This is a genomic window from Legionella nigrisilvae (assembly GCF_977063395.2).
In genome coordinates this window covers 1-25,006 of sequence record NZ_CDRUGZ020000044.1, presented here as the reverse complement: position 1 = coordinate 25,006, position 25,006 = coordinate 1, and the positions used below count along the sequence as shown (strand labels likewise).

Below are 25,006 nucleotides of genomic sequence, written 5' to 3'. Positions count from 1 at the left end.
GTCATAGTCATAATTTCATAGAATATGCGACTTTATTGAATTTGTGATAGCCAATCAGGCGAATTGGAGAAATATTATGTATGCGGTAATCAAAACTGGCGGTAAGCAATACACCGTGAAGGAAGGTGATGTATTAAAAATTGAATTACTGCCTGAAGATGTTGGCAATGAAATACAATTTGAAGAAGTATTAATGTTGGCTGATGGTGATAAAATCGTTTGTGGTACCCCATTAGTTGCCAAGGCAATAGTGAAAGCTGAAGTGCTCGATCATGGTCGTCACAAAAAAGTTAAAATTATTAAGTTCCGTCGTCGTAAGCACCACATGAAACAAATGGGGCACAGACAATATTATTCGCAAGTTAAAATTACTGCGATAAGCAAGTAAGAGAGGATAGCAATGGCTCATAAGAAAGCAGGTGGTAGTACTCGTAACGGCCGCGACTCGAATCCCAAGTATCTTGGTGTAAAGCGTTATGGCGGTCAATTTGTTAATGCGGGTGAAATAATCGTAAGACAACGTGGTACACGTTTTCATCCAGGGCCTGGCGTAGGTTGTGGTCGTGATCATACCTTGTTTGCCTTAGTTGAAGGTTTAGTACAATTTGTTGTCAAGGGTGATAAAAACCGTAAGTATGTGACTATAGTTGCAGAAGCAAAAGAAGAAGCTGCTAACTAATTCATACTGGAAACCGATTGCCGCTCAAAGCGGCTTGGTGTTTTTGACATATTCTGAATACGATGTACTTTATTCAGGCTATATGTTATACCCAAACACAATGTCGTTATTTAACCCCGGCAACGGGGTTTTTTTTTATTTTGAGGTTGGTCATGAAATTCGTTGATGAAGCAGTGATAAAAGTAGAAGCAGGCCATGGTGGAAATGGTTGTCTAAGCTTCCGACGCGAAAAATTCATACCACGTGGGGGTCCTGATGGGGGTGATGGGGGTGATGGAGGCAGCGTTTACTTTGAAGCCAGTACGGATTTAAATACCTTGGTTGATTTTCGTTATATGCGTCATTATAAAGCCCGCAATGGTCAGCACGGTATGGGTGGAAATTGTACTGGGAAAAAAGGCGATGATTTAACGATAAAGGTTCCTGTTGGCACTATGGTTTATGATGTAGATACTGGAGAATTACTTGCTGATATCAGAGAACCAGGCGTACCCGTATTGATCGCTCAAGGTGGATTTCATGGTCTAGGAAATACCCGCTATAAAAGTAGTGTGAATCGCTCTCCAAGACAAACTACTCAAGGAAGTCCAGGTGAATCACGGCATTTACGTATGGAATTGCGTGTTTTGGCTGATGTAGGCTTATTAGGGTTGCCTAACGCTGGCAAATCTACTTTAATCCGGGCAGTGTCAAGTTCCAAAGCAAAAGTAGCGGATTATCCTTTTACAACCTTGCATCCAGGTTTGGGTGTTGTAAGTGTTTCTGCGCACAAAAGCTTTGTGATGGCAGATATTCCTGGCCTCATTGAAGGAGCCTCTACAGGAGCTGGACTCGGGCATAGATTTTTAAAACATCTTTCACGTACCTGTGTGTTACTCCATGTAATTGATGTCGCTCCCTTAGATGGCAGTGATCCGGTTGCATCCGCTAAAGCTATTATTCATGAGTTAGCAGAATACAATCCTGAGCTTTTACAAAAACCTCGATGGCTGGTGTTGAACAAAATGGATATGTTACCTGATGTGGCGAGTCGAGAAGAAAGAATACAGACAATCGTAAAGGGTCTGGACTGGAAGGATAAGGTGTTTGCCATCTCTGCAATTAGTGGTGAGGGAACACAACAATTATGCTATTCATTGATGCAGTTGATTGATGAGATGAAAGAGTCTGCAGCATAGCCATTCTGCAGCATGTTCTACTACGGAAACATTACGATAGGGTATGTTATGGGTTTCACGACCTTTTTGATAGTGGTTACTATAATCAATGATTAATTGTGTTGTCCCATTTGTCGGTTGTTGCTGCCAATATTCTGTTAAACCACGTATATGGAAATACAGCATATTTTGATGTAAACCACTAAAATGTAGTAAGTGATGGATGTTAGGTTTGGTCAGTAATAATTGCAGTAATCCACCTGTTGCTTCGTCGATTATTGTTATTGGTTCATTAATACTCGCAATTAATTCACGTAAGTGATCAGAAGCTTTTTTTTCTACAGAACTGATAATATGTGGCTCGAGGATGGGATTGACAATGGCTTTGATTTTATCCATCAAATTTGGGGCACAACGAACCTTAAATTCAATATAAGGTGATTCCAAGCGATAGCCTGTATGACAATCAACTCCTTGGAGCGCTTCTTCTAATATTTGGGCTATTTCACTTTCTGCTAAACCAAAAATTCGCCACTTGAGTATTTGCTTTTGGCTATGGGTGGTTTGCTGCAGGAGAGGTAGGGCATAATTATTAAACATGGGCAAACATTCGCGGGGAGGGCCAGGTAATAAAAAAAAGATTTTATTATCCCACTGATAATAGCATCCTAAGGCGCTACCCACTGGATTAGGTAAAAGTTGAGCTCGCTCAGGAAAAAGACATTGTTGTAAATTTCCTGCATTGAGGATTAAATTTGCATCCCGTAGTCGTTTTTTAATGTGTTCAAGAGCTTCTGAATGTTGTACCAATGCCTCGCCTGTAAATTGGGATAAGGCAAAACGAGTGAGATCGTCGGTCGTTGGGCCGAGTCCCCCAATGGTAATGATAATGTCATGCTTTTTGGTCAAGAACTTTAGGCAGTTGACTATATCACCTTTCTTGTCGCTGCAAGAGAGATGTAAGCCTAAAGATAAACCTTCTGAGCTTAGGGCATGGGCGATATCGCGCCCATTGGTATTTAAAGTATCACCATGAACAATTTCATCACCGGTTGCTAAAATGGCTACTGTCATAGTTGATTTTCCTAGGATCATATTCGTATGATTTTATAGCATAATTTGAAAAATCTGTAATAGTTATTGACATTTATTCTGAAATTGCCTAATAACTAGAAAAGGTGTTTTTTTTTAAGATAAATACTATTCTTGCGATTGATGTGTATGATTATTTGTATGTAAAGGAGAAATTATGGAATTTTCAAGCCGTTATGTAGCGCATGTTCCAGACGCTCAAGGGTTTGTTAATTATTCTGCAGAAGAACATAAGATCTGGAATATTTTATTTGAAAGACAAATAAAATTAATACCCGGAAGGGCTTGTGATGAATTCATAGCTGGATTAAAAACTTTAGCTTTAACATCTGAAAAAATTCCACAAATTCCTGATCTAAATCAAAGACTTAAAGCTGAAACAGGTTGGCAAGTGTCTGCAGTTGCGGCGTTAATTTCTGCTCGAGAATTTTTTGAACTGTTGGCAACCAAACATTTTCCGGTAGCTACTTTTATTCGAAGTGAGGAAGAGTTGGATTATGTTAAAGAGCCGGATATTTTTCATGAAGTGTTTGGCCATTGTCCTATGTTGACTGATACGGTGTATGCAGAGTTTGTTTATGACTATGCTCAAAAAGTACTAACGTTTCCTGAATCAGATTGGCCCTTACTCCAACGGTTGTTTTGGTTTACCGTGGAGTTTGGTTTAGTGAGAAGCGCAAATGGACTCCGAGCCTATGGTGGCGGAATATTGTCTTCCATTAGTGAAACAGTATATAGCGTAGAAAGCGATATTCCATTAAGAGTGATTTTTGAGCCAGTTGCAGCATTCCGAATGCCATACCGCATCGATATGTTGCAACCAGTATATTTTGTAATCAAAGATTATCAGGTTTTGTACGATTTTGTTTTATCAGACATAGGTAAACTCTTAGCTCGAACTCGAGAACTAGGGGAGTTTCCACCTTTTTTCAAAGTGGATCCAGATAACCCTAATATCCATATTAGGGCATGTTAATCTATGTATTGTAATGAACAGCTAGTCTTGTTAACATCGACCAACCTAGTTTGTTCATTGGCTTTAAGGTCAAGGAGCATTATTTGATTAAAGTACTAATTGTTGATGACCATGCACTGGTTCGAATGGGTATTCGACGATTACTCGAAGATATGTCGGATGTAGAGGTAGTTGCTGATGCAGAAAGCGGTGAAGAAGCTTTAGCACTGGTAAAAAAACATTCTCCTGACGTGGTCCTTTTAGATATGAAAATGCCTGGAATCGATGGCTGGGAAGTAACACGTCGCCTAAAAAAATCAAATCCACATGTTAAGGTTATAGCTGTAACCGCGATGTGTTCTGATTTGTTACCGACTCGCGTTTTGCAATTAGGAGCTATGGGGTATCTGACTAAAGAATCAGGTGCTGAAGAAATGGCTGCAGCGATACGTAAAGTGGCCAAAGGCGAAAAGTACCTCAGCGCTGAAATTGCTCAAAGAGTCGCGATTAATAGCTTGGAAGAAGTACAAGGTTCACCCTTTGATGTATTGTCTGAACGTGAAATGCAAGTGATGTTGATGATTACTAGTGGCATGAATGTGCAAGAAATTAGTGATAGGCTTTTTCTTAGCACCAAGACAATTAATGGCTACCGCTATCGAACATTTGAAAAATTAGGCATTAAAAATGATGTAGAGTTGACTTATTTAGCTCTAAAACATGGAATTATAGAAAATCCAATCGACTTGACGTCAGAAGATTAAAAGGGTTCTAGTACCTGGGCGCAGTGTCTGACTTCTCTCCAAAACTCTCTGAGTTGGTAACAGGTGCAGCATTGTCCCCAGAAAACACTTTTTAAGCCAAAATGATTGCTATTATTATTAAATGAATATTTCTACAGAATTAGCTTTGTTTCTCACTAAAATACCTAATGAACCCGGAGTCTATCGTATGCTTGATGGAACGGGTAATCTTCTTTATGTAGGTAAAGCTTCCAATCTGAAAAAACGAGTTACAAGCTATTTTAATAAACAAAATACAGGTATTAAAACCCGATCTTTAGTGAATCAAATTGCGTCCATAGAAATTTCTGTTACCCGTAGCGAAACAGAGGCTTTATTATTAGAAAGTAATCTGATTAAAACATTAAAACCCAAATACAATGTTTTATTACGTGATGATAAGTCTTATCCCTATATTCATCTGTCCAATCATCCTTATTTTCCGCGGATAGAGAGCTATCGCTCTAAAAAAAAACCTCTTTCCGGTGATTTTTTTGGACCTTATCCAAGTAGCGCCGGGGTAAAAGAAACCATAGTAACGATTCAAAAAGTCTTTAAACTCAGAAATTGTCGAGACAGTTATTTTAATGCACGCTCGAGACCTTGCTTGCAGTACCAAATTAAACGATGTACCGCACCTTGTGTCAATTATATTACTCCTGAGGATTACAAGCGCTCAGTGCAGGATGCTATGCGATTTTTACAGGGTAAATCTCAATTAATTCTTGATGAGCTTGCCAAGCGAATGGATAAAGCTGTAAACGAATTGAATTTTGAAGAAGCAGCGCTTCTGCGCGACCAAATTAAAAGTTTGCGATTGGTGCAGGAACAACAGGGGGTTTTACAATTACGTGGGGATGCAGATGCTATTGCCATTGAGGTTAGTCCTGGATTTGCATGCGTCCAATGCGTGACTATTCGTGAAGGCCAAGTAATAGCCAGTCATTGTTATTTTCCATCGGTTCCTCAGAAAGGTTTAGAAGATGAACTGGATATGAACGATTTGTGGCAACAAACTTTTGAGGCATTTATAGGATTCTATTATTTGGATGCTCCAGAGAAAATTCCTGCTTTAATCATTACCCATCAAAATTTAGATGATCATCAGTCCTTAGAGGAGGCCTTATCTCAACAGCGTGGGAAATCGTGTAAAATTCAAGTGAATCCTCGCGGTGTTAAGTCTCGCTGGATGGATTTTGCACGCAATAATTTACGTGTTTCAGTTGCAGAATATGTTACAAAACATTCAACAATGAAATCTCGTTTCCAAGAATTAGAGCGGCTTTTGCGACTGAATAAGCCAATAACACGAATGGAATGCTTTGATATTAGTCACACTCAAGGTGAGGCAACCGTTGCATCCTGTGTGGTGTTTGATCATGAAGGTCCTACTCCCAATGAGTATCGCCGTTTTAACATCGAAGGCATTACTCCAGGGGATGATTATGCTGCAATGGAGCAGGCAATTACTCGTCGCTTTAAGCGTTTAGTGGAAGCTCAATCTTTACCTGATGTTTTAATTATTGACGGAGGCAAAGGGCAAGTAGCGGTGGCCCAGAAAGTGCTTATGTCATTAAACGTTGCAACGGTAACCTTGTTAGGAGTAGCGAAAGGACCTGCACGCAAAGCGGGATGGGAAAAATTAATTTTAGTACACGAAGCACACGAATTGACGCTACCAGATGACTCCAAAGCCCTGCATTTGTTACAACATATTCGTAATGAAGCGCATCGTTTCGCCATTACTGCTCATCGGAAAAAAAGACAAAAAAAGAGATTAGAATCTACTCTTGAGGATATAGAAGGAGTGGGTGCAAAACGAAGACAAGCATTACTGCATCGTTTTGGAGGGATACGCGAGCTTGCTAAGGCTCCTCTGGAAGAAATTGCCAAAGTATCAGGAATTAGTGAACATTTAGCAAAACGTATTTTTCAATTTTTTCATGGCGAAAACATATTGCCATAAAGTGGTTAGATTCTGGGTACAATGTTGCAAGACCGGGCTTTATTGCTGTTCGAGTCCTCAAGTTTCCCTTTCCAAATCCTAAGTTATCGATGAATAAAGCGGAATATTATTCATAACCCTAGCAAAAACTCTAATATTCGTACTAAACTTATTTTAGATATGCTCGAATAATAATTAGAATAAATTGATATTTAAGCACAAATCTTGCATGTAAAAATAAAAAGTAAGGTGAGAGGGGGGCATATGTATAAATTACTTTCAGCTGCAGTGATGATGCTCGTGGTTGCCATAGCGGATGCGGGTAGCTTTTATGGCACGGGATTATGTGGATACCCACAATACGATTGTATTAAGGTGGAATCGGGTCAAAGCTGGGAAACCTTATTCCCAGATCCAAATCAACGCGATATTGTTCAAAGGGTCAATCGTACTTATAACCCTTTATGGGCTGGCAAGATTATCGCTGTTCCAAAAAATTTAGCTTATCTCACTGTTTTTGATGTAGCACCATTCCCATTAAAAATTCAGAATGAACACCAAAAGCAAATTATTGTTGATCAGGATAAATTAGCCTTTGGTGCTTATGACGCTGAAGGTAATCTGGTGAAATGGGGCCCAATTTCATCAGGAAGAGACCGATGCCCTGATGCCAATCGTTCTTGCCGCACTTTAACTGGGATTTATCGGGTTTTCAGTAAAGAAAATGAAAAATGCGTCTCCGATGTTTTCCCTATAGGGAAAGGTGGCGCAAAGATGCCTTTCTGTATGTTTTTCCATAAAGGTTTCGCATTACATGGCTCCGATGATATTCCAGGAGTAAGAGCGAGTCATGGATGTGTGCGAATGTTCACCCAAGATGCTAAATGGTTAAATCAAAGCTTTGTAGAATTATCAAGTGAACGAAATAATTTTATGGGTACAACAATTATTGTACGCCCAATAAATGACAGTGAGTGAGAAATATAATGAATACAATAAATAAAATCACTTCAATTTCATTGATGCTTTTTTTAGGACTCATGTCTGCACAACTTGAAGCAGCTGCCAAACCCAAAAAAAATGATCCTCAAGAGGCGCAAGCCAAAGCGGAAAAAGAGGAGGCGCGATTTCCCATAGGATGTAGACCAGTAGGATATAAAGAAAGTTTAAAAGTATTATCTCTTTATCCGGGGAAAGAAGGGGCTTTACAATCTTTGTATTTTTTCTTTAACAAATCACCACAAACGGTCAGTTTATACCAAATGCGTGATGAAAATAGCCAGTACACAACACGATATAATCATTCAATAGGTGGTCGGCAATGGGCGGCATTAGCTACAGGAGAACCCTTAGTCAAATTTATTTGTACTGCAGGAGATGGTAAAACTTCCTATGGCAAAATTATTGATTGCGCGGATACAATCAAAGTTTGTGAATACGTTAATGTTAAATTTGGTTTGAATAATAAAGGTAATTTTTGGATAGTCGATGGCACAACGAGAAATGGGGCCGTTAATGAAGTCGTGCATTATGGCATAATACCTGGGGTATAAATCTGAAAATATAATGATAAAAATCAGGTTAAATTGCCATGCAAAGAGGGAGAATTTTCATGAAATCGCTAGTACCTTGGGTATGTTTATTCGTTGCATCAGCTAGCCAAAATACTTTTGCTGATGATTTCAGTGCTTATCGATTAGGGAATTATAATAATGCGATAGAGCCTTTAATGAGTCAATCAGGGAAAAATGCAGTAGCTGATTACTACTTAGGACGGATTTATCTCTATGGATATGGGCAGTTAAAAAATAGTTTGTTAGCAATACGTTATTTTACCCAATCCGCACAAAAGGGATATCTCCCCGCAATCCAACTGATGGCGAAATATACCTTATTGCATGAAAAGGATCCCCAGCAAGCTTTTACTTGGTTTAAAAAAGCAGCCGATGCAGGGGATGTAGATGCCCAAATGTTTACGGCAGCCGCTTACATGTATGGAGTTGGAGTTAAGAAAAATGTCGATACAGCAACTCGATATTATATTAATGCGGCAAAAAGTGGTAATTCCCTGGCACAATTTACCTTAGCAAAGAATTTTATTGATAGTCGTAATTCCTCAAATCGTAAATTAGGTCTTATTTGGTTAAATAAGGCAGCTGCTAATGGCAATCCTCAAGCCATAACTCGATTGGGCGAGCTTTATCTTGAAGGACAGCTAGTCGATAAAGATGAGAAGAAAGGCGAAGAACTATTAAATCAAGCTGCAGCTCAAGGTTTTGCACCTGCAATGGTCGCTTTAGGGAAATTAGCTTTAGATCAAAATCAAAAAGAACAAGCGTTACAGTGGTTTAATAAAGCCGGTAATCAATCAAGTGATGAAGCATACTTGGACTTGGCCCATCTTTATTTACAGCAAAAAAGTCCAATTTATGATCCGAAAACTGCATTTATGTGGACTTTGAAAGCAGCTCAAGATGGGTTGCCACAAGCGAAACGTGAATTAGGCGAAATGTATCAAAAAGGAATAGGCGTTGAGGCGGATCAAAATTTGGCAAAACAATGGTTGGCTCAGGCGAATCAAGATGAAAGTTCAAAAAATCAGGAGGCCGCTTTAGCGCAAGCCGCCTTGTGGTTAAGCAACGGTACAACCGATAAATTGGAACAAACTGATTTTCAAATGAAAGGAATACTCAGTGCTTGGAACAATCCTGCAGTTTTAGGCGATTTTGCTTATAATCAAGCACCTCAACTGAAAAAAATATTGCGTCAGTCTATTTTTCAGCCCCAATTTGAATTAGTTCAACCTAATGATGTTCCAATCACCAGTTATTACGATGCACTCTTGAGTAAAATCCCAACCTTCCAGGCAAATCAATGGACCTATCCTATTTATCCTTTAGACCCACAACTTTCTGCATTAGAACGGGCGAATTCACCCATATTTGCCCAGTTGAATTTACCCGTGCCTTATATAGATGCTAATTATTATGATTATGATGATCACTCACAGGCAAACCTCATGGATTTGTGGACTCAGGGTTGGCAAGCTCAACTTAACTATATGTGTATGTTTAATCATTTATATTTCAGAGCTATATTAGGTGATGCTCAATCGCAGTTTCAAATAGGACAAATGTTCCAATATGGCATAGGTGTAGCACAAAGTGATTCTTCCGCCATTATTTTTTATCAAAACGCGGCACAACAGCAACATTTAGGCGCTGAATACAACTTGGGACTTTTATATTTGCAACACGCAAAGGATAAAAATGATTATCAGCTCGCATTAAATGATTTAACGGATGCAGCATTTAAAGGAAATAAAAAGTCTCAGTATGTTTTGGCAAGAATCCTATCTCAGGGGATAACGGGTTCTGATGGTACCGTATACATCCAACCTAATCCAGAACAAGCAACCTCTATGTTATATCTAGCTGCGGCCAATAATTATGGCCCTGCAGAATATGAACTCGCTGATAGTTTGGCGCGTCAAAAGGATAACGGTTTAAGTGTCAACGTTAGGGCGCACAAAATAGCAATGATTCGACAATTATATCAAGGAGCAGCAGATAGAGGTATTTCTCAAGCATTGTTGCCCCTTGCATTTTATAATGCTATGGATAAGGATAAAGCAAGACAAGCCGAAGCTTTTCTGATTGCGAAGGATCAGGCAGCCTCTGGTGATGAAAACGCCGCATTATTGCTAGGATTACTTTATGATCGAGGCGTCGGGGTAAAAGCGGATCCTGGACAAGCGATCGCCTGGTATCAGCAAGCGGGGCAAAACTCAGTGAGCGATTTTATCTTAGGGACATACACTGCAGAAGGGAAGGGTATTGCGCAAGACAAGACCAAGGGAATGGAACTATTACAAAAATCCGTTGATGACAAATTTTCTTATGCAGATTTTAATATGGCTGTTTTGCAAAAAGAAAATGGACAAGATTTCTTACCTAATCTAATACGATCTTATAAGTTAGGAAATAGTCATGCTGGAATCGTTTTGGCAGATTTCTATTTGGCTGAAAATTCTGATCCAGAGAAAATGGAAGAAGCAAAACAAATTTATACCGGTTTAGCTGAAAAAGGAGACCAGTATGCCCAATTGAAATTGGCTTTTATGCTCGAAAAAGGTTTGGGCTCTGAACCTAATCTAGCAGAGGCACAACGCTGGTATACTGCATCTGCAGAACAAGGAAATTCTCTTGCTCAGTATCAGTTAGGGCAGTTTTATCAGCTGGGTGAAAATGGTGAGCCAGATTATAATTTGGCGAAGCAGTGGTATGAGAAAGCTGCTTCAGTCTTACCTGAAGCTTCCGTTGCGTTAGGTTTTATTGATGAAACAGTCAATGATAATTATTCCCAGGCTATAAAGTCTTATCAGCAAGCGGCTGCAAAAGGAGATGCTTTAGGGATATATGATTTGGCGTTAATGTACTTATACGGTAAAGGAACGCCAGTCAACTATCAAAAAGCTAGGGATTTGTTTGTTGAAGCCTCAACTCATCAAGTTCATGAAGCAATGAATCAATTAGGGGCAATTTATTTCAATGGCCTCGGGCAGTCTCGTGATACACAACAAGCTTTAGCCTGGTATAAAAAAGCAGCGGCTTTAGGAAATGACAATGCTCTTTACCAGTTGGGCTTGTTATCAGAAACAGGAGTTATTACCAAGCTTGATTTTAATGATGCGATTAACTATTACCAACAATCTGCAGATAAAGGGAATGAGAAGGCAATGTTGGCTTTAGCAAGGATGTATCATTACGGGGTGGGTGTTGAGAAAAACCCCAAAATGGCTGCAAGTTTTTATGAAAAACTGGCTGCACGTCAAAACGCTTATGCGCAATATCAATTGGGTACTTATTATTTGGAAGGTACTGCTGGTGAGCGTTCTCTGGCTAAGGGCAAGGAATTATTACAACAAGCCAGTGATAATGGCAGCGTACAGGCACGTAAAGTTTTACAAAGAATGGAAGCCCAAAATCAGGCTCGTGTAAGCTTTATTGAACCTGTGGTAATGAATAAAGCTCCTTTAATTATGGAGCAAAATGCAGATTTTATGTATCTGCAAGCATTAAATGAATGGAATCAGGGGGATGAGATTTTATCCCGAATGATTTTACAACGTTTAGTGACTCAATATCCTAATTTTGTACCGGCAAAACGAGCTTTTGAGCGGTTGAACCAGGCAAAATTAGTCAGTATTTATGGTTAATCTATTCTTAAATTCCCGGGCCGTTACCATGACCCGGGAAGTTTTATTTATCGTCTATGAACACACTGTCTCGTTATTCTCAATAGAAAAGCCCCTTTAATTTACTCTACTTTCCTTGGGATAAAATCTTGCAAATTTTATAAATTTTACTCAAAATAGCTTTTGATTTATCTAGTTTTTAATAGAAAGTCTAACAATTGACAGGAGTGTCACCATGAAATATACGATAACTTTTTGCGTATTTGATCATACTGTAGGCGGGAATCCTTTTTGGCATGGCTCTTTTTTTCTATCGATGCTGGATGAAAACAAACAATTGCTCGAGGTTGTTGAGGCTTGGGGCTTTTATGGAGTTACCAGTACTGGAGATAAAAGTAGTTGGTTCGAGCAATTCAAAAACAAATACCATTTAGATGTTGATTTTCAAGGAAATCATGGGATGTTAATCAACGAGGAAGTACGTTTCATGGATCTTGGGCATGGATTACACGGATATACTTTTGAGCTGGATCAGGATAATTTTGAACTGTTACAAAAAAGATGTGCAAAGGCTGTAGCAGAGCAGGAGGCGGCTATTAAAGAAGTAATAGGGGATGGCCAAAATTTTAAAACAGATCCTTCAAAAAAAGGAAGAGTTTATCAAGAAGAGGCCTATTCGAGACAAATTTTTGAAATCGAACAGATAAAAGCAAGAATTGAAGGACGTCCTTCTAGGCTCAAGCCTTTTGATTTCCGTTTATCCTTTGATTTAGCAGGACCCAGTCTGAAAAATTCCAATACCTGCAAAACGAGGGCAGTTTCGCTTTTGGAAGGAATATTATCTGAGGAACAACTTGCTCCATTTAAAAACTCCTCTTTGCCACGATTGATCCCCGGTTTAGAACCTATTCTTTTGCATAGCGAAGGCCCCTTACACACTCATAAAAAAGCATCAGGTAAAGAAGTTTTTTATCGAGATAAGAAACAAGATAAAGAAGTTAAATTATATTGGAGTGTACCCCCACAATGTTTTGATAAATTATCAGAGGATACTGAAAATCTATTTAAAATAGATGAAACATATCGTGATGAAGTGAAAAACATTGTCAGTCGGTTGCAGCGTTTGGAGTGGTTAATAAGAAATGCATCTTTACCTGAAAAGTACAAAGAATATCAAGAGAGTTTAATCCAGCGTATTATTTCCTGTTATAAGGCATTTGCTACTGTTCAGCTCAAGAATGAAACTAAAGCAACAGGTTGGCAAGGCTCAATTCTTAGTTTCTTTTCTCTACCGAGAAGTTGTGAAGAAAAAAAATTACAAGATAAAATTAAGAGGGCGAAATTGCTTTTTAATTCTCTTTATATGGCAGTAGTAGATGATTGGTCGATCTATGATGAATATCCTTCTGAGACGTCTACAATAGAAGACGCAGAAGATTATAATGTGCTGGAAGCCTTAGCTGCTTATTTATCGACCGAAGATAAAATCAGTTTATGCAAGATAATTGGAAGATCTTATTTGCAGAATGAAGAACCCCCTGAAATGGTGACATTATCTGTTATTAATTAGCATGATCCGACCCTGGGTGAGGCGCATGCTATAACCCGGGTAATTCAGTGTTGTAAATATGTCTGCTATAAAATCATAGAATAAGATAAAAAGAGACGCTATTAGGATTGCACTATTATTGAAGGAGGAAAAGAAATCGAACCGGAATTACCAGTTCGATAGATTCGGATTATTGATTAAGCAGCCATTGCCTTAACACGAGCTACTAGACGACTTTTAATACGAGCAGCTTTATTTTTATGAATTAAACCTTTACAAGCCGCTTTATCAATAATAGGTTGCGCTTTGGTGAATGCTGCATTCGCGGCTTCTTTATCACCTGATTCAACAGCTTTAATTACATTTTTGATGTAAGTGCGGAACATAGAACGTGCACTGGCGTTGTGTTGACGTAGTTTTACGTTTTGGCGAGCACGTTTGATCGCTGATTTAATATTTGCCACTTAAAAATCTCCACTCATTCAGATGGTACAAAAAGATGATGATCATGCACAATGAGTTAGAATTTGTCAATAGACTTCTTTGTTTCTAAAGTATAAATTGATTCACTCTATGACGGTATGTGTCAATTATGCTCAAATTAATGCGGCGATAGCAAGTTCCAATTATCCCTGGAAAGTCAGTTTAATGACCGAAACTTACCATTTAGAATTATGACAGTTGATTTATTTAGGATATTATAAGGTATTTGCCCAGTATAAAAAATTATGTCCGCAACAGAAACAGAGATTATGGTCCCTAAAAGGCAGAGCTTATTACGTTCAACAACATTGGTTTCAGTAATGACCTTTATTTCACGTATTGTAGGTTTTGTACGTGATATGGTGCTCGCCAATTTTTTTGGTGCTCAAGCTGGGATGGATGCTTTTTTTGTCGCATTCCGCATTCCTAACTTTATGCGTCGTCTTTTTGCAGAAGGAGCATTTGCTCAAGCGTTTGTTCCTGTCCTTGCTGAGTATCAAAAAACTCGATCTCCCACCGATGTGCGGATTTTTATAGCGCGTATTTCAGGATATTTGGGCACAATTCTTAGTGTTGTCACTTTAATCGGGATATTTGCTGCACCCGTGATTATTTTTTTATTTGCTCCTGGTTTTAGTCATGACAGTGACCGTGCAGTATTGGCTACGGAAATGTTGCGTATAACTTTTCCCTTCTTAATGCTCGTTTCGCTAACAGCAATGGCTGGTGCGGTATTAAATACTTATGGCTATTTTGCAATCCCTGCATTTACCCCGGTATTACTGAATATCAGTATGATTCTTGCAGCGATCTATTTATGTCCTCATTTGCCCACACCTGTAATAGGTTTGGCTTGGGGCGTTCTTATTGCTGGCATTGCGCAATTGCTTTTTCAAATTCCATTTTTGCATCAACGCAGTTTATTAGTAAAACCTCAGTTAGTCAGAAATGATGCTGGAGTGAATAAAGTGCTTAAGTTGATGATTCCTGCTTTGTTTGGTGTTTCTATTGCTCAACTTAATTTAATGGTTGATAGTATTTTTGCATCCTTTTTAAAAGTTGGAAGTGTGTCCTGGTTATATTACACCGACCGCCTTACCGATTTTCCATTGGGAGTCTTTGGTGTGGCGATTGCAACTGTGATTCTTCCCCATCTATCTCGGAGGCATACGGAACAAAGTATTAGCCAATATTCAAGTGCCTTAGATTGGGGATTGCGTTCCATTTTGCTTATAGGAATTCCAGCAGGGTTAGGTTTGTGCTTATTCTCTATGCCATTAATTGCGAGTTGCTTTGCCTATGGAAAATTTACTGCTTATGACGTAATTCAAACTCAAAAAAGCTTAATTACCCTGGGAGCCGGTGTACCTGCTTTTATGATGGTCAAAGTATTGGCCTCTGGGTTTTATGCCCGACAAGACATTAGCACTCCAGTTAAGGTAGGTGCGATATCTATGATCGTAAATACCGTATTATGCTCTATTTTTATTTGGCATTTTGCCCATGCTGGTCTGACTTTAGCTTCCGCATTGGCAGGTTATGTTAATTGCGGTACTTTATTATATTTATTGATTAAACGAGAGGTTTTCAAACCTTCTCCTGGATGGTTAAAGTACAGTATGCAATTACTTATTGCTAATATAGCAATTGGCATTTATTTAATTTTAATGAGTGGTACAGTGAGTTACTGGCTTAGTTTTTCGCCTGTAATGCGTTTAAGCGTGCTGTCTGCCCATGTTGTAACTGCAGTAATCATTTATTTGTTCGTTCTGGGATTAACAGGGCTTAGACCTGCCCATTTTCGTGGTCAAGTGAAGGAATAAAACATGCAAGCAAACTTATTTTATGAGACTCAATTTGAAAGAGCTATTCCACTTTATTTGATTTCACAAAGTCAATGGGAAGAGGAGCTTTGTATACTTCCTCCGGCGATACAGAATTGCCTTTCCTTGTACCAATTTAAAGGAAAAATATGTGATTCTTGTTTTATCCAGAATGCAGATGGTTTGATTGATAAAGTCTATATAGGCACCGGTGATGGGAATCAGAGCCAGGCTTTAGCCAATGCGGCATTAGTTGTTCCTCCTAATGTTTATCAGGTACAAGGGGTATGTTCCCAAGAAGGAGCAATAAGTTGGGCTTTGGCGCAATATCGTTTTGAAGCATATAAAAAGCAAGAAACTCAACCACGTCGATTAATCGTTCATCCAGATGATTTAAATCCAATTTTGGCATTAGCACAGGCTCATTTTTTAGTAAGGGATTTGATTAACAAACCCACAAGTGATTTAGGCCCCAAAGAATTAGCTGAGGTGGTTGAGCAATTAGCTGAAACACATAAAGCTCAATTCACACAATGGGTCGGTGAGGAATTACTTAAGAATAATTTTCCAGCAATTCATGCTGTTGGGCGTGCCTCTAAATCAGAACCCCGCTTGTTGTCATTAACTTGGGGCGAGGAAAAAAATCCTCGTATCACTCTTGTAGGTAAAGGGGTTTGTTTCGATAGCGGTGGTCTGGATATTAAATCCGCCTCGGGGATGCGATTAATGAAAAAAGATATGGGAGGTGCTGCCCATGTGATAGGTCTTGCGCAATGGATTATGACGCGGAATTTACCCATACGCCTCCAAATGTTTATACCTGCTGTAGAAAACTCTATTGGACCGGACGCATTTAGGCCTGGTGACGTTTTAACCATGCGTAACGGTTTAACTGTGGAAGTACATAATACAGATGCGGAAGGACGGTTGGTTTTAGCAGATGCTTTAGTCAAAGCATGCGAAGAACAACCGGATTTACTGATAGATTTTGCGACTTTAACAGGAGCTGCTCGTGTTTCAGTCGGTACGGAGATTGCCGCGCTGTTTACGAATGACGATCACTTAGCTGCAGAAGTAACAGAGGCTTCTTATAAAGTGGTTGATCCCATCTGGCGATTGCCTTTATTTGCACCTTATGAAGAGTTGCTTCGCTCAAATGTAGCTGATTTAGCGAACTCTAGTGATCACCCTTATGCAGGGGCGATTGTCGCAGGATTATTTCTGCAACGTTTCGTAGGGAAATCTATACCTTGGATGCATTTTGATATTATGGCATGGAATTTAGGTAATCGACCAGGAAAACCCGAAGGTGGGGAAGCAATGGGCTTACATACGGTTGCAGAATATTTACTAAAGGTTTATGGATAACGTAAAAGTTGAGTTTAAAAGGAGATTTTGATGTTAATAACATTTCATACAGATGCTTATGAAGATATAACTTATTTTGAAGAGGTAGCTAAGCGTCTGCTTTCTTTAATGGGACATAGCGGTACTATTCCTGGGGCTATCAAATCGGAAAATCTTCCTGAAGCTTTGGCAAAGTTACAGACTGGACTTACAAAAGAAAAAAAAGTTGTCGAAGATGATGATGAAAATGAACCGGAAATAAGTTTGTCAAAGCGAGCCGTTCCTTTAATAAATTTACTGCAAGCTGCTATAAAAAAAGATAAAGATGTACTTTGGGATTAAAGTGAATTATGTGTGGCCTTGGTTCAGCAGCGGACCCAGCTTTTTTGGATGAAATTCTTCATCCGCCGGTCCCTGCGCTTCACCTCAGGCTAAATGCTCATACTAGAATTATACTGACACCACTTGTGGATGCTACCCTTGCGCCAGCCCTAGGAATGACAGGATAGCGTTACTTCAATTCAATTTGATGCGTATGCAATTCACATCCTTTAGCTCGATACTCTCGGTACTGTGCGCGACTTAATTCTTTCTCCGTTTCTACATTGGCAACAATTTGCATAACTCGTTTGAATTTGGAGTAAAAATCTGGAATATAATCCGCAAGATTCAGCAAGATGTCGTTGAATCCTCGAGGTTCGCGTTCATAACCGATCTGAATTGGAGGCGGGGGCTCAGGGCCTTCGCCTTGTAAATTATGTGGAATAAAGCTGTCGTCTTTAAAAGTCCACAGGAGTTCATCGAGAAGTTCTGCATCATGTTTGTTGTTACACAATACGTAAACCTTATGGCCTTTAGCATAAGCTTTTTCCAAAAGTCGACAAGCAACCGACCAACGTAGATCATTTTGGTCGCTCGCTAATAAATAAAAATCAATGCGAATTGATGGCATGGCGTATTATCTGAGTTAGTAAAGGAACTGGTCTGCCCGTGGCATTACGATTTTTTCCAAAAATCCATGCTGTACCTGCTATATCTAAATGGGCCCAGCGATACTTTTCTGTAAACCGAGACAAAAAACAAGCAGCTGTGATGCTACTTGCAGTACGATCAAAGCCTGCATTGATCATATCAGCTAGAGGGCTATCCAGGGCGTCTTGATATTCATCATCTAAAGGCATACGCCAGACTCTATCATTACTTTCCTTAGCAGCATCCTCAATCAATTTTGCTAGCTCTTCATCCTGAGTCATAAAACCTGATGCAACAGTACCCAACGCCACAATAATTCCGCCTGTAAGCGTTGCCACATCGATGACAAATTGCGGGTGATAACGCTCTGCATAAGTCAGTGCATCGGCCAAAACCAAACGACCCTCTGCATCGGTATTAATGATTTCTACTGTCTGTCCCGACATGCTGGTAACAATATCACCGGATTTAACGGAAGTGCCACTCACCATATTTTCCGCGCTGGCAATTAAACCAATCACGTGAACAGGTAGCTTTAGCAAAGCGCATGCTTTTAAAGTACCTAGCACACTGGCAGCGCCAGACATATCATATTTCATTTCGTCCATTGCATTGGCTGGCTTGATGGATAATCCACCGGAATCAAAAGTTATTCCTTTGCCTACCAGAATTATTGGAGGTGCATCATTTGCTCCTTTGTAATGGATATCTATGAGTCTTGGAGGTTGGGCTGAACCCTGTGCTACTGCTAATAAGGTTTCCATACCCATCTGATGCATTTCATCCGGTCCCATCACTTTGCAGTTCATATTTTGTGCAAATTCTTTAGCTAATTGTATTGCTTGCTCCCCCAAATAGGTAGGAGTACATATATTGGCGGGCATATTAGCCAGATGGCGGGTTAATTCAACACCTGCTGCAATGGATTGACCTAATTTTAATCCTTCTTCACTCGCATTTGGCAAATAAAAAGTTATTGTTTCCAATTGATGTGGTTTGGCTTTTTTCTTTTTAAAATCGAGTAATTGGTAGCGTTGATTGTCGATCTGAATAATCATTTGCTCCAGTTGCCAATCTGCTGAATATTGAGGTATCTGTGGCAAACATATTGTGGCAGAACGAACCCGATGTTTGATTAAAGCTCCAGTAATCTCAGTAACTCTTTTTTTAAGCTGAGAGGGCGTAAATTTGGCTTGTTCACCACATTGAATGATTAATAAACTACCCTCCAGATCATGATGCCATAGCATATCACCCGGTTCAGGTGTTTTTTTAATCAGTCTACTGACTAAACCATAATGTTCCTTACTTAGGGCAAGATTAGATAGTTCAGCATCAGAAAATACTCCAAGAACAAGGCATTCACTACTTGAGAAATTTGGTTTTTGCGTTAATCCGTAATTCATTTTATGGATCCCTGATGTCTGGATACCTGGGTAAAGCGCAATGCAACCCGGGAATTTAATTAACCTGGGCTGCGCTCACCCAGACTACGTTTTGATTGTAGTTTACCTGAACTGTCGTCATTTTTTAAACACAGTGTCATTTTTCGCGCTGGCTGGGAATATCTCATAAAACAAAGTACGGAATTAATTTGTGGGATTTATTCCCGCCAGGGCGGAATGGCACTATAAGCAATGACACTAATATAAAAATGTTCCCTATAATAACTCGAAAAATACTACAAAAAAAGTGAGGATAGTGTACTCAAATTATGTTTGATTTCAAACAGGCAGCTTACAGTCTTTTAATGGTTGTGCTGGTACAACAATTTGGACGTTTATTCCTTTAATGGTTGGGCTATCTATTACTTTTTCAAGATATTCAATCAATGGAACATCAACTACTTTTCCGTATTCTGACGAAGCTTGTCGAAAATATAATTGACCCTTATTTCGAATTGCAAAACCTAAATGCGAAATATTTAATGCAGTACCGATTTTTTGACTTATATCCCAATTTGGTCTTACGATTTCGATGATGGCACCATTAGGAATTTGGGCGAATAAATACATATTGGGTTTATTTTTTTCCAAAAATAAAGTAGTGAGGGGAAGATAAGGAACTTCTTCGGAAATAGTTTCCAATTGGGCTCCCTTCCTTTTTAATTCAACTAATCGTTCCTCTTCTTTCCCCTTATCACCGTTTGCTAATCTGATGGTTCCAACAGTTTTATAGGCATACCAATTGGGTTTATTAACGAGTGCATCAGCAACTTTGGCTACGGGTTGGTTATTTTGATCTTTTATAGTAAGTGTAATGTCTCTGAGAATTCCATTTCGCTGATTATTATGATTCCAATCCAGGCCGGTAAAATGGTTACGTTGTAGATAAGAAACAGTCCCGTTCTTATAGCGTATATTTTTTATGCATTGTTGAAACGATGTAAGCGAATTGGCCATCGCTAATGAGACAACTGTGTTAACGTAGGTATCACAATCGAACGCATCAACACGGTATTGTGGGTATTGATCGTATCGAGCCTCTGGTCCTTCCCCTAAGGAGCCAAGGACATATGGTACGCCTAAAAATTGGCTACTGACCCAATCTATTCTGTCAGACATGGAACTATTCGGCATGCTGCCCAGTCTATGATATAGTTCTTCTATTGAGGAGTTAGCTTGTTTTTGAGTACTATCTGAGTCAAAAGCATGACTTGGAAAAGAAATGAAAAAACAGGCTATAACTGTCAGATGTTTTAAGGGAGTAAGTGTGTACTTCATTCGTTATTTCTATCTCAAGCCAAGTAAAGACTACATTTTAACCCGTTCCAAAGTGTGGAGGCAAGGATGCTCAATTTAATTTGGCTAGGAATGATACTACTTTCTGTAGTTGTTGGCGTAATTGAAGGACGTATTGATGAGGTCGCACGTGCTGTCACAGAATCGGCAAAAATAGGCTTTGAAATCGCTCTTGGTCTAGCAGGAATTATGTCGTTATGGCTGGGGATTATGTCTATAGCAAATGAGTCCGGCCTGGTTTCCTTATTGGGAAAAATACTTCGACCGATTTTAAGACGATTATTCCCAGATATTCCTACGGAACATCCCGCAATGGGGGCGATGACTATGAATATTGCTGCAAATATGCTGGGTCTTGCCAACGCAGCAACTCCATTTGGACTTCAAGCAATGAAAGAACTACAAACACTGAATCAGCACACCAAAATTGCGACAAATTCTATGTGTACTTTCTTAGCAATAAACACTTCGAGCGTACAATTAATTCCTGCGACGGCAATTGCCTATTTGGCGACAAATGGAAGTACGAATCCAAGCAGCGTTATAGTCAGTTCATTGATCGCAACGAGCATTTCTACTTTGGTTGCCATTATTTCTGTAAAACAATTGGCAAAATTACCGATGTTTCGTGTTGAAGGGAAAAATAGCTTATGAGTGGGTTTGCCAATCAATTGTCCAATTGGATGCTTTTAGTTTTTGTTGTTGGAATTCCTTTATATGCTGCAGCAGTAAAAAAAATTAACGTATTTGACGCATTTATTGTGGGTGCGAAACAAGGTTTTGATACGATTTTAAGCGTAGTACCTTATTTGATCGCAATGATAGTTGCTATAGGTATGCTCAGGGCCTCAGGTTTCTTTAGTTTAATGGCCAATCTTCTGGCGCCACTTTTAGCGATGATTGGCATGCCGCCAGAAGTATTACCCTTGGCTTTGATTCGGCCCTTTTCTGGAAGTGCTTCAACAGGGATGATGGCAGAATTGATTCACCAACATGGGGGAGATTCACTCATTGCCAAAATTGCAGCAACGATGATGGGAAGTACCGAAACCACATTTTATGTTATTGCCGTATATTTTGGCTCTGTAGGAATCCGACGCACACGACATGCTATCCCCGCTGGTTTACTGGCTGATCTGGCCGGAATTATTGCGTCAGTAGTAGTTTGTCGCTATTTATTCGGATGAGAAACCCTAAGAGTTTTTTCATTGACAGCACCCCATGCAGAGCTAAATGGCAAGCTCGAAGAGTTGGCGCACGCCGACTCATGCGCTCTGTAGATTAGCCCATTTTTGTTTTTTTCTTGCCTTTACTTTTGCTTTTGCGGGCATACTTGGTTTTTTCCATTGATTTCATATGAGCAAACACATTACGCACCTTTGCCTTGAATTGAGCCATTTCCCGCGCAGGAACAGGGGATGCTGTAGGCAAATAGGTTGTCGTTGGGTTTCTTGGTTGATTATGGACATGGAGTTCATAATGGCAATGAGGCCCGGTGGCAAGACCAGTTTGACCTACATAGCCAATAACTTGTCCTCGTCTTATTCTGCTTCCTTTAGATAGACCTTTTGCAAATCGAAGCATGTGCCCATAAAGCGTGCTATATGTTTTATCATGTTTGACCTCAATCATATTACCGTAGCCATTATGTCTACCGATATTAACAATTGTCCCATCACCAACCGATTGAATAGGAGTTCCTATGGGCGCTGCAAGATCGATTCCTTTGTGGGCTCTCTTGTAGTGTAATATGGGATGATATCTTGAAGTGGTAAAAGTTGAACTGATATGGCTAAATTTAATGGGATATCGTGAGAATGCTTTTTTAAAGCTTTCTCCTTTAGGAGTATAGTAGTCTCGCGTACCATTTCTACTAATATGGCGTACAGCCTCAGCGGTTTTACCTTGGTTGGTATAGCTCACGGCAACAACATCGCCTATACCCACCATTTTCTCTTCTACATATAACGTTTCATAGGCAATAGAAAATTTATCTCCACTACGAACAGAACGCGAAAAATCTATTTCTTTACGTAAGATTGTAGTCATTTGCTGAATTAATTTTCTGGGGATCCCTAACTGTTGGGCTGTGCCGAATAAGGAACCTTTGACTACACCTGTAACATAACGCTCTTGGGTTTTTACTTTTTTGGAATCAACTTTTGTTTTATAAACGGCTCCATCCCTATACACTGTAAGTGTTTGTATTGTGTTCATCGGGATAATTAATTTTTCCAACTTATTCTTATTAATTAGAAATTTCAATTCTTGACTGGGTTTTATTGCGGTTAGAGCTTTAGCATAGGGGTTTTTTTGCATAACTAATTGTAGATTTTGGGCAGTTAACCCAAGACGCTTAAAAATAGTGGCCATGGAGTCACCAGATCGAGGCCTGAGGGTTTGCCATTCATTGTCCTTGGTAATCTTTTTAACGGGCTGAACCGTTTTAACAGCGTTTTCTACAACAGTTTTAGCGGTTTCTTCCGTAAGATCGGGCTTTGACTCTTCAACAATTTGTTCTGCTTCATTCTGAAATGGATTTTCTGAATAAGTTTCATCTTGATACTCTTCATCCTCATCAAGATCGGGTAAGGCAATAGACTGAGTTGTAGGGATCTGGTGTGGATTATGGGAAAACTTTTTTACAAGGAAATAGGGTAGCGAAAAGGCAATAATCAAGGCAAAACCCATTAATACCTTAGATGGATTAGATTTTTTATTTTTATTCGTTTTTCTTTTTTCGATATATATATAAGGTTTTTTATCCATTGTTTGCCTATACATTGCCATCCGGAATCATGCTATTGTCTGCATTTATTAAATTTCGGGTGACAAATTATCTTAAATCACCTATTAGGTATGGCAGGAAATTGCCAACCGGGCTAAGATACTCGGTGTGAGAAGATAGGTCAATCATTTATAAAGGTTTTGATGTCATGATAGTTGAAGATTCAGTTTGTTCCGAGCTTGTAAGGGGCTGTGAAGAGGTACTTCCCCAGCATGAATTGGAAAAAAAATTACAAAAAGGAACTCCCTTAAAAATAAAAGCAGGCTTTGATCCCACTGCACCTGATTTGCATTTGGGACATACTGTATTACTTAATAAACTACGGCAATTTCAACAATATGGTCATGAGGTCATTTTTTTAATTGGTGATTTTACGGCGATGATTGGCGATCCAACTGGGAAGAATGTAACTCGTTTGCCGCTTAGCCCAGAAACGGTTCTTAATAATGCTAAGACCTATCAAGAGCAGGTTTTTAAAATTTTAGATCCTCATAAAACACGAGTAGCATTTAACTCTCATTGGCTTGCAAAATTTAATGCCACAGATTTAATTCGTTTGGCCGCTACCCATACAGTAGCTCGTATGTTAGAGCGTGATGATTTTAATAAGCGCTACACCACAGGTCAGCCCATCGCAATTCATGAGTTTTTATATCCTTTACTTCAGGGATATGATTCTGTTGCGCTCAAAGCCGATATTGAGCTGGGTGGTTCGGATCAGAAATTTAATTTATTAATGGGCCGTGAATTGCAAAAGCATTATGGGCTTGAGCCACAAGTTGTGATGATGACTCCATTGATTGAAGGCTTAGATGGGGTGAAGAAAATGTCTAAGTCACTGGATAATTATATTGGTATTAGTGAGCCAGCATCCGATATGTTCGGTAAAATTATGTCGATATCGGATGAATTAATGTGGCGCTATATAGATTTATTAAGCTTTAAAACAGGTAAGGAAATTCAGGCTTCAAAGACTTCAGTACTGAATGGTGCGAATCCTAGGGATGTAAAAATTGATTTTGCTAAAGAAATTGTTGCACGTTTCCACGACCAATCCCAAGCGGAACATGCACACAAAGAATTTATAGAGCGATTTCAAAAAGGCATTATCCCTGAAGATTTAGAGGAACAAACCATAACCACCAAAGAGCCGCTTTCTTTAGCTCAATTATTAAAGCAAATGAATTTAACCCAAAGTACTTCAGAAGCGATTCGTCTGGTAAAACAAGGTGCAGTTAAAATAGATGGAGATAAAATTGAGGATCCCACGCTTGTATTATCAACAAATAAGACCTATATAATACAAGTTGGTAAACGTAGAATTGCCAAGCTGCATTTACAATAAACAGAGTGTCATCATTTTTTTTAGAAAAAATGAAAAAAGTGTTTGACACTGAGAGTGAAATCAGTAGAATACGCAGCACGCCTTCGGGGCAGGTTCATTAAGAAGATAGAAGACAAACTGTGTGGGCACTTTGAAGAACCTTTGAGTGCTT

The 25,006-nt window shown here is 39.3% G+C and carries 22 protein-coding genes; 16 read left to right on the top strand and 6 right to left on the bottom strand.

Annotated features, from left to right (window positions below; genetic code table 11):
- The first annotated feature begins 76 nt into the window (after positions 1-76).
- The 3 genes from rplU (at position 77) to cgtA (ending at position 1,857) form a co-directional block, all read left to right on the top strand.
- Positions 77-388, top strand: coding sequence for a 50S ribosomal protein L21 (rplU, locus tag ACWTE2_RS32410; RefSeq protein WP_182391429.1), 312 nt, complete (start codon positions 77-79; stop codon positions 386-388).
- A 12-nt stretch (positions 389-400) separates the two neighbouring features.
- Complete coding sequence (rpmA, locus tag ACWTE2_RS32405; RefSeq protein WP_182391428.1) at positions 401-679, top strand: 50S ribosomal protein L27; 279 nt, start codon at positions 401-403, stop codon at positions 677-679.
- A 152-nt stretch (positions 680-831) separates the two neighbouring features.
- Complete coding sequence (gene cgtA, locus ACWTE2_RS32400) at positions 832-1,857, top strand: Obg family GTPase CgtA (RefSeq protein WP_182391427.1); 1,026 nt, start codon at positions 832-834, stop codon at positions 1,855-1,857.
- Here cgtA and ACWTE2_RS32395 read toward each other — a convergent pair.
- A complete protein-coding gene (locus ACWTE2_RS32395; protein ID WP_454786007.1) occupies positions 1,813-2,910 on the bottom strand; it encodes a competence/damage-inducible protein A in 1,098 nt (365 codons plus the stop codon). The two genes, cgtA and ACWTE2_RS32395, sit on opposite strands and share 45 nt — an antisense overlap.
- Before the next feature lie 175 nt (positions 2,911-3,085).
- Between ACWTE2_RS32395 and phhA the strand changes: the two genes are divergently transcribed.
- The 7 genes from phhA (at position 3,086) to ACWTE2_RS32360 (ending at position 13,377) form a co-directional block, all read left to right on the top strand.
- Positions 3,086-3,904 (top strand): phenylalanine 4-monooxygenase, encoded by an 819-nt coding sequence (gene phhA, locus ACWTE2_RS32390; RefSeq protein WP_182391425.1) that lies wholly within the window; start codon positions 3,086-3,088, stop codon positions 3,902-3,904.
- Between the two features lie 83 nt (positions 3,905-3,987).
- Positions 3,988-4,647: a two-component system response regulator LetA gene (gene letA, locus ACWTE2_RS32385; RefSeq protein ID WP_182391424.1), complete on the top strand. Its 660-nt coding sequence runs from the start codon at positions 3,988-3,990 to the stop codon at positions 4,645-4,647.
- Between the two features lie 121 nt (positions 4,648-4,768).
- A complete protein-coding gene (gene uvrC, locus ACWTE2_RS32380) occupies positions 4,769-6,631 on the top strand; it encodes an excinuclease ABC subunit UvrC (protein ID WP_454786006.1) in 1,863 nt (620 codons plus the stop codon).
- A 243-nt stretch (positions 6,632-6,874) separates the two neighbouring features.
- Positions 6,875-7,588 carry a L,D-transpeptidase gene (locus ACWTE2_RS32375; protein ID WP_454786005.1) on the top strand — a complete coding sequence of 238 codons (714 nt, stop codon included), beginning with the start codon at positions 6,875-6,877 and terminating at the stop codon, positions 7,586-7,588.
- An 8-nt stretch (positions 7,589-7,596) separates the two neighbouring features.
- Positions 7,597-8,163, top strand: coding sequence for an endopeptidase IV (locus tag ACWTE2_RS32370; RefSeq protein ID WP_454786004.1), 567 nt, complete (start codon positions 7,597-7,599; stop codon positions 8,161-8,163).
- Positions 8,164-8,222: 59 nt separating this feature from the next.
- Positions 8,223-11,828: an SEL1-like repeat protein gene (locus ACWTE2_RS32365; protein ID WP_454786003.1), complete on the top strand. Its 3,606-nt coding sequence runs from the start codon at positions 8,223-8,225 to the stop codon at positions 11,826-11,828.
- 214 nt (positions 11,829-12,042) lie between these two features.
- Positions 12,043-13,377: a DUF4586 domain-containing protein gene (locus tag ACWTE2_RS32360; RefSeq protein ID WP_454786002.1), complete on the top strand. Its 1,335-nt coding sequence runs from the start codon at positions 12,043-12,045 to the stop codon at positions 13,375-13,377.
- A gap of 176 nt (positions 13,378-13,553) precedes the next feature.
- On the opposite strand, the gene rpsT is transcribed toward ACWTE2_RS32360, so the two are convergent.
- Positions 13,554-13,820, bottom strand: a complete 267-nt coding sequence (gene rpsT / locus ACWTE2_RS32355; protein WP_182391419.1) for a 30S ribosomal protein S20 — start codon at positions 13,818-13,820, stop codon at positions 13,554-13,556.
- 264 nt (positions 13,821-14,084) lie between these two features.
- On the opposite strand from rpsT, the gene murJ reads away from it, so the two are divergent.
- From murJ to ACWTE2_RS32340, 3 genes are read left to right on the top strand one after another with little or no spacing between them, the layout of a single operon-like run.
- Positions 14,085-15,662, top strand: a complete 1,578-nt coding sequence (gene murJ / locus ACWTE2_RS32350) for a murein biosynthesis integral membrane protein MurJ (protein ID WP_454786001.1) — start codon at positions 14,085-14,087, stop codon at positions 15,660-15,662.
- Between the two features lie 3 nt (positions 15,663-15,665).
- The gene (locus tag ACWTE2_RS32345; protein WP_454786000.1) at positions 15,666-17,030 is read left to right on the top strand and encodes a leucyl aminopeptidase family protein; all 1,365 of its coding nucleotides are present in this window, start codon (positions 15,666-15,668) and stop codon (positions 17,028-17,030) included.
- A gap of 30 nt (positions 17,031-17,060) precedes the next feature.
- Positions 17,061-17,351, top strand: a complete 291-nt coding sequence (locus ACWTE2_RS32340; protein ID WP_182391416.1) for a DUF1840 domain-containing protein — start codon at positions 17,061-17,063, stop codon at positions 17,349-17,351.
- Positions 17,352-17,520: 169 nt separating this feature from the next.
- Here the strand turns inward: ACWTE2_RS32340 and ACWTE2_RS32335 are convergent, their stop codons facing one another.
- The 3 genes from ACWTE2_RS32335 to ACWTE2_RS32325 all read right to left on the bottom strand — a co-directional run bounded on the left by ACWTE2_RS32335 (position 17,521) and on the right by ACWTE2_RS32325 (position 20,704).
- On the bottom strand, positions 17,521-17,961 hold the full coding sequence (locus ACWTE2_RS32335; protein WP_454785999.1) for a DNA polymerase III subunit chi: 441 nt from the start codon (positions 17,959-17,961) through the stop codon (positions 17,521-17,523).
- On the bottom strand, positions 17,942-19,387 hold the full coding sequence (locus tag ACWTE2_RS32330) for a leucyl aminopeptidase (protein WP_454785998.1): 1,446 nt from the start codon (positions 19,385-19,387) through the stop codon (positions 17,942-17,944). Before ACWTE2_RS32330 ends, ACWTE2_RS32335 begins: the two co-directional genes overlap by 20 nt.
- A 318-nt stretch (positions 19,388-19,705) precedes the next feature.
- Complete coding sequence (locus tag ACWTE2_RS32325) at positions 19,706-20,704, bottom strand: N-acetylmuramoyl-L-alanine amidase-like domain-containing protein (RefSeq protein WP_454785997.1); 999 nt, start codon at positions 20,702-20,704, stop codon at positions 19,706-19,708.
- A 66-nt stretch (positions 20,705-20,770) separates the two neighbouring features.
- On the opposite strand from ACWTE2_RS32325, the gene ACWTE2_RS32320 reads away from it, so the two are divergent.
- A complete protein-coding gene (locus ACWTE2_RS32320) occupies positions 20,771-21,376 on the top strand; it encodes a nucleoside recognition domain-containing protein (protein WP_182391412.1) in 606 nt (201 codons plus the stop codon).
- Positions 21,373-21,909: a spore maturation protein gene (locus ACWTE2_RS32315; RefSeq protein WP_454785996.1), complete on the top strand. Its 537-nt coding sequence runs from the start codon at positions 21,373-21,375 to the stop codon at positions 21,907-21,909. The genes ACWTE2_RS32320 and ACWTE2_RS32315 overlap by 4 nt, the downstream gene beginning before the upstream one ends.
- A 94-nt stretch (positions 21,910-22,003) precedes the next feature.
- On the opposite strand, the gene ACWTE2_RS32310 is transcribed toward ACWTE2_RS32315, so the two are convergent.
- On the bottom strand, positions 22,004-23,491 hold the full coding sequence (locus ACWTE2_RS32310; RefSeq protein WP_454785995.1) for a M23 family metallopeptidase: 1,488 nt from the start codon (positions 23,489-23,491) through the stop codon (positions 22,004-22,006).
- 167 nt (positions 23,492-23,658) lie between these two features.
- On the opposite strand from ACWTE2_RS32310, the gene tyrS reads away from it, so the two are divergent.
- Positions 23,659-24,855 (top strand): tyrosine--tRNA ligase, encoded by a 1,197-nt coding sequence (tyrS, locus tag ACWTE2_RS32305; RefSeq protein ID WP_454785994.1) that lies wholly within the window; start codon positions 23,659-23,661, stop codon positions 24,853-24,855.
- Positions 24,856-25,006 lie beyond the last annotated feature (151 nt).

Excerpts from the sequence above, each read along its gene's own strand:
- ACWTE2_RS32360 (WP_454786002.1), top strand. The coding sequence starts at position 12,043 with ATGAAATATACGATAACTTTTTGCGTATTTGATCATACTGTAGGCGGG.
- ACWTE2_RS32330 (WP_454785998.1), bottom strand. The coding sequence starts at position 19,387 with ATGAATTACGGATTAACGCAAAAACCAAATTTCTCAAGTAGTGAATGC.
- ACWTE2_RS32320 (WP_182391412.1), top strand. The coding sequence starts at position 20,771 with ATGCTCAATTTAATTTGGCTAGGAATGATACTACTTTCTGTAGTTGTT.
- phhA (WP_182391425.1), top strand. The coding sequence starts at position 3,086 with ATGGAATTTTCAAGCCGTTATGTAGCGCATGTTCCAGACGCTCAAGGG.
- murJ (WP_454786001.1), top strand. The coding sequence starts at position 14,085 with ATGTCCGCAACAGAAACAGAGATTATGGTCCCTAAAAGGCAGAGCTTA.
- ACWTE2_RS32325 (WP_454785997.1), bottom strand. The coding sequence starts at position 20,704 with ATGAAGTACACACTTACTCCCTTAAAACATCTGACAGTTATAGCCTGT.
- ACWTE2_RS32365 (WP_454786003.1), top strand. The coding sequence starts at position 8,223 with ATGAAATCGCTAGTACCTTGGGTATGTTTATTCGTTGCATCAGCTAGC.
- ACWTE2_RS32370 (WP_454786004.1), top strand. The coding sequence starts at position 7,597 with ATGAATACAATAAATAAAATCACTTCAATTTCATTGATGCTTTTTTTA.
- rpmA (WP_182391428.1), top strand. The coding sequence starts at position 401 with ATGGCTCATAAGAAAGCAGGTGGTAGTACTCGTAACGGCCGCGACTCG.
- uvrC (WP_454786006.1), top strand. The coding sequence starts at position 4,769 with ATGAATATTTCTACAGAATTAGCTTTGTTTCTCACTAAAATACCTAAT.
- ACWTE2_RS32395 (WP_454786007.1), bottom strand. The coding sequence starts at position 2,910 with ATGACAGTAGCCATTTTAGCAACCGGTGATGAAATTGTTCATGGTGAT.
- ACWTE2_RS32345 (WP_454786000.1), top strand. The coding sequence starts at position 15,666 with ATGCAAGCAAACTTATTTTATGAGACTCAATTTGAAAGAGCTATTCCA.
- ACWTE2_RS32315 (WP_454785996.1), top strand. The coding sequence starts at position 21,373 with ATGAGTGGGTTTGCCAATCAATTGTCCAATTGGATGCTTTTAGTTTTT.
- ACWTE2_RS32340 (WP_182391416.1), top strand. The coding sequence starts at position 17,061 with ATGTTAATAACATTTCATACAGATGCTTATGAAGATATAACTTATTTT.
- tyrS (WP_454785994.1), top strand. The coding sequence starts at position 23,659 with ATGATAGTTGAAGATTCAGTTTGTTCCGAGCTTGTAAGGGGCTGTGAA.
- ACWTE2_RS32375 (WP_454786005.1), top strand. The coding sequence starts at position 6,875 with ATGTATAAATTACTTTCAGCTGCAGTGATGATGCTCGTGGTTGCCATA.
- ACWTE2_RS32310 (WP_454785995.1), bottom strand. The coding sequence starts at position 23,491 with ATGGATAAAAAACCTTATATATATATCGAAAAAAGAAAAACGAATAAA.
- cgtA (WP_182391427.1), top strand. The coding sequence starts at position 832 with ATGAAATTCGTTGATGAAGCAGTGATAAAAGTAGAAGCAGGCCATGGT.
- rplU (WP_182391429.1), top strand. The coding sequence starts at position 77 with ATGTATGCGGTAATCAAAACTGGCGGTAAGCAATACACCGTGAAGGAA.
- ACWTE2_RS32335 (WP_454785999.1), bottom strand. The coding sequence starts at position 17,961 with ATGCCATCAATTCGCATTGATTTTTATTTATTAGCGAGCGACCAAAAT.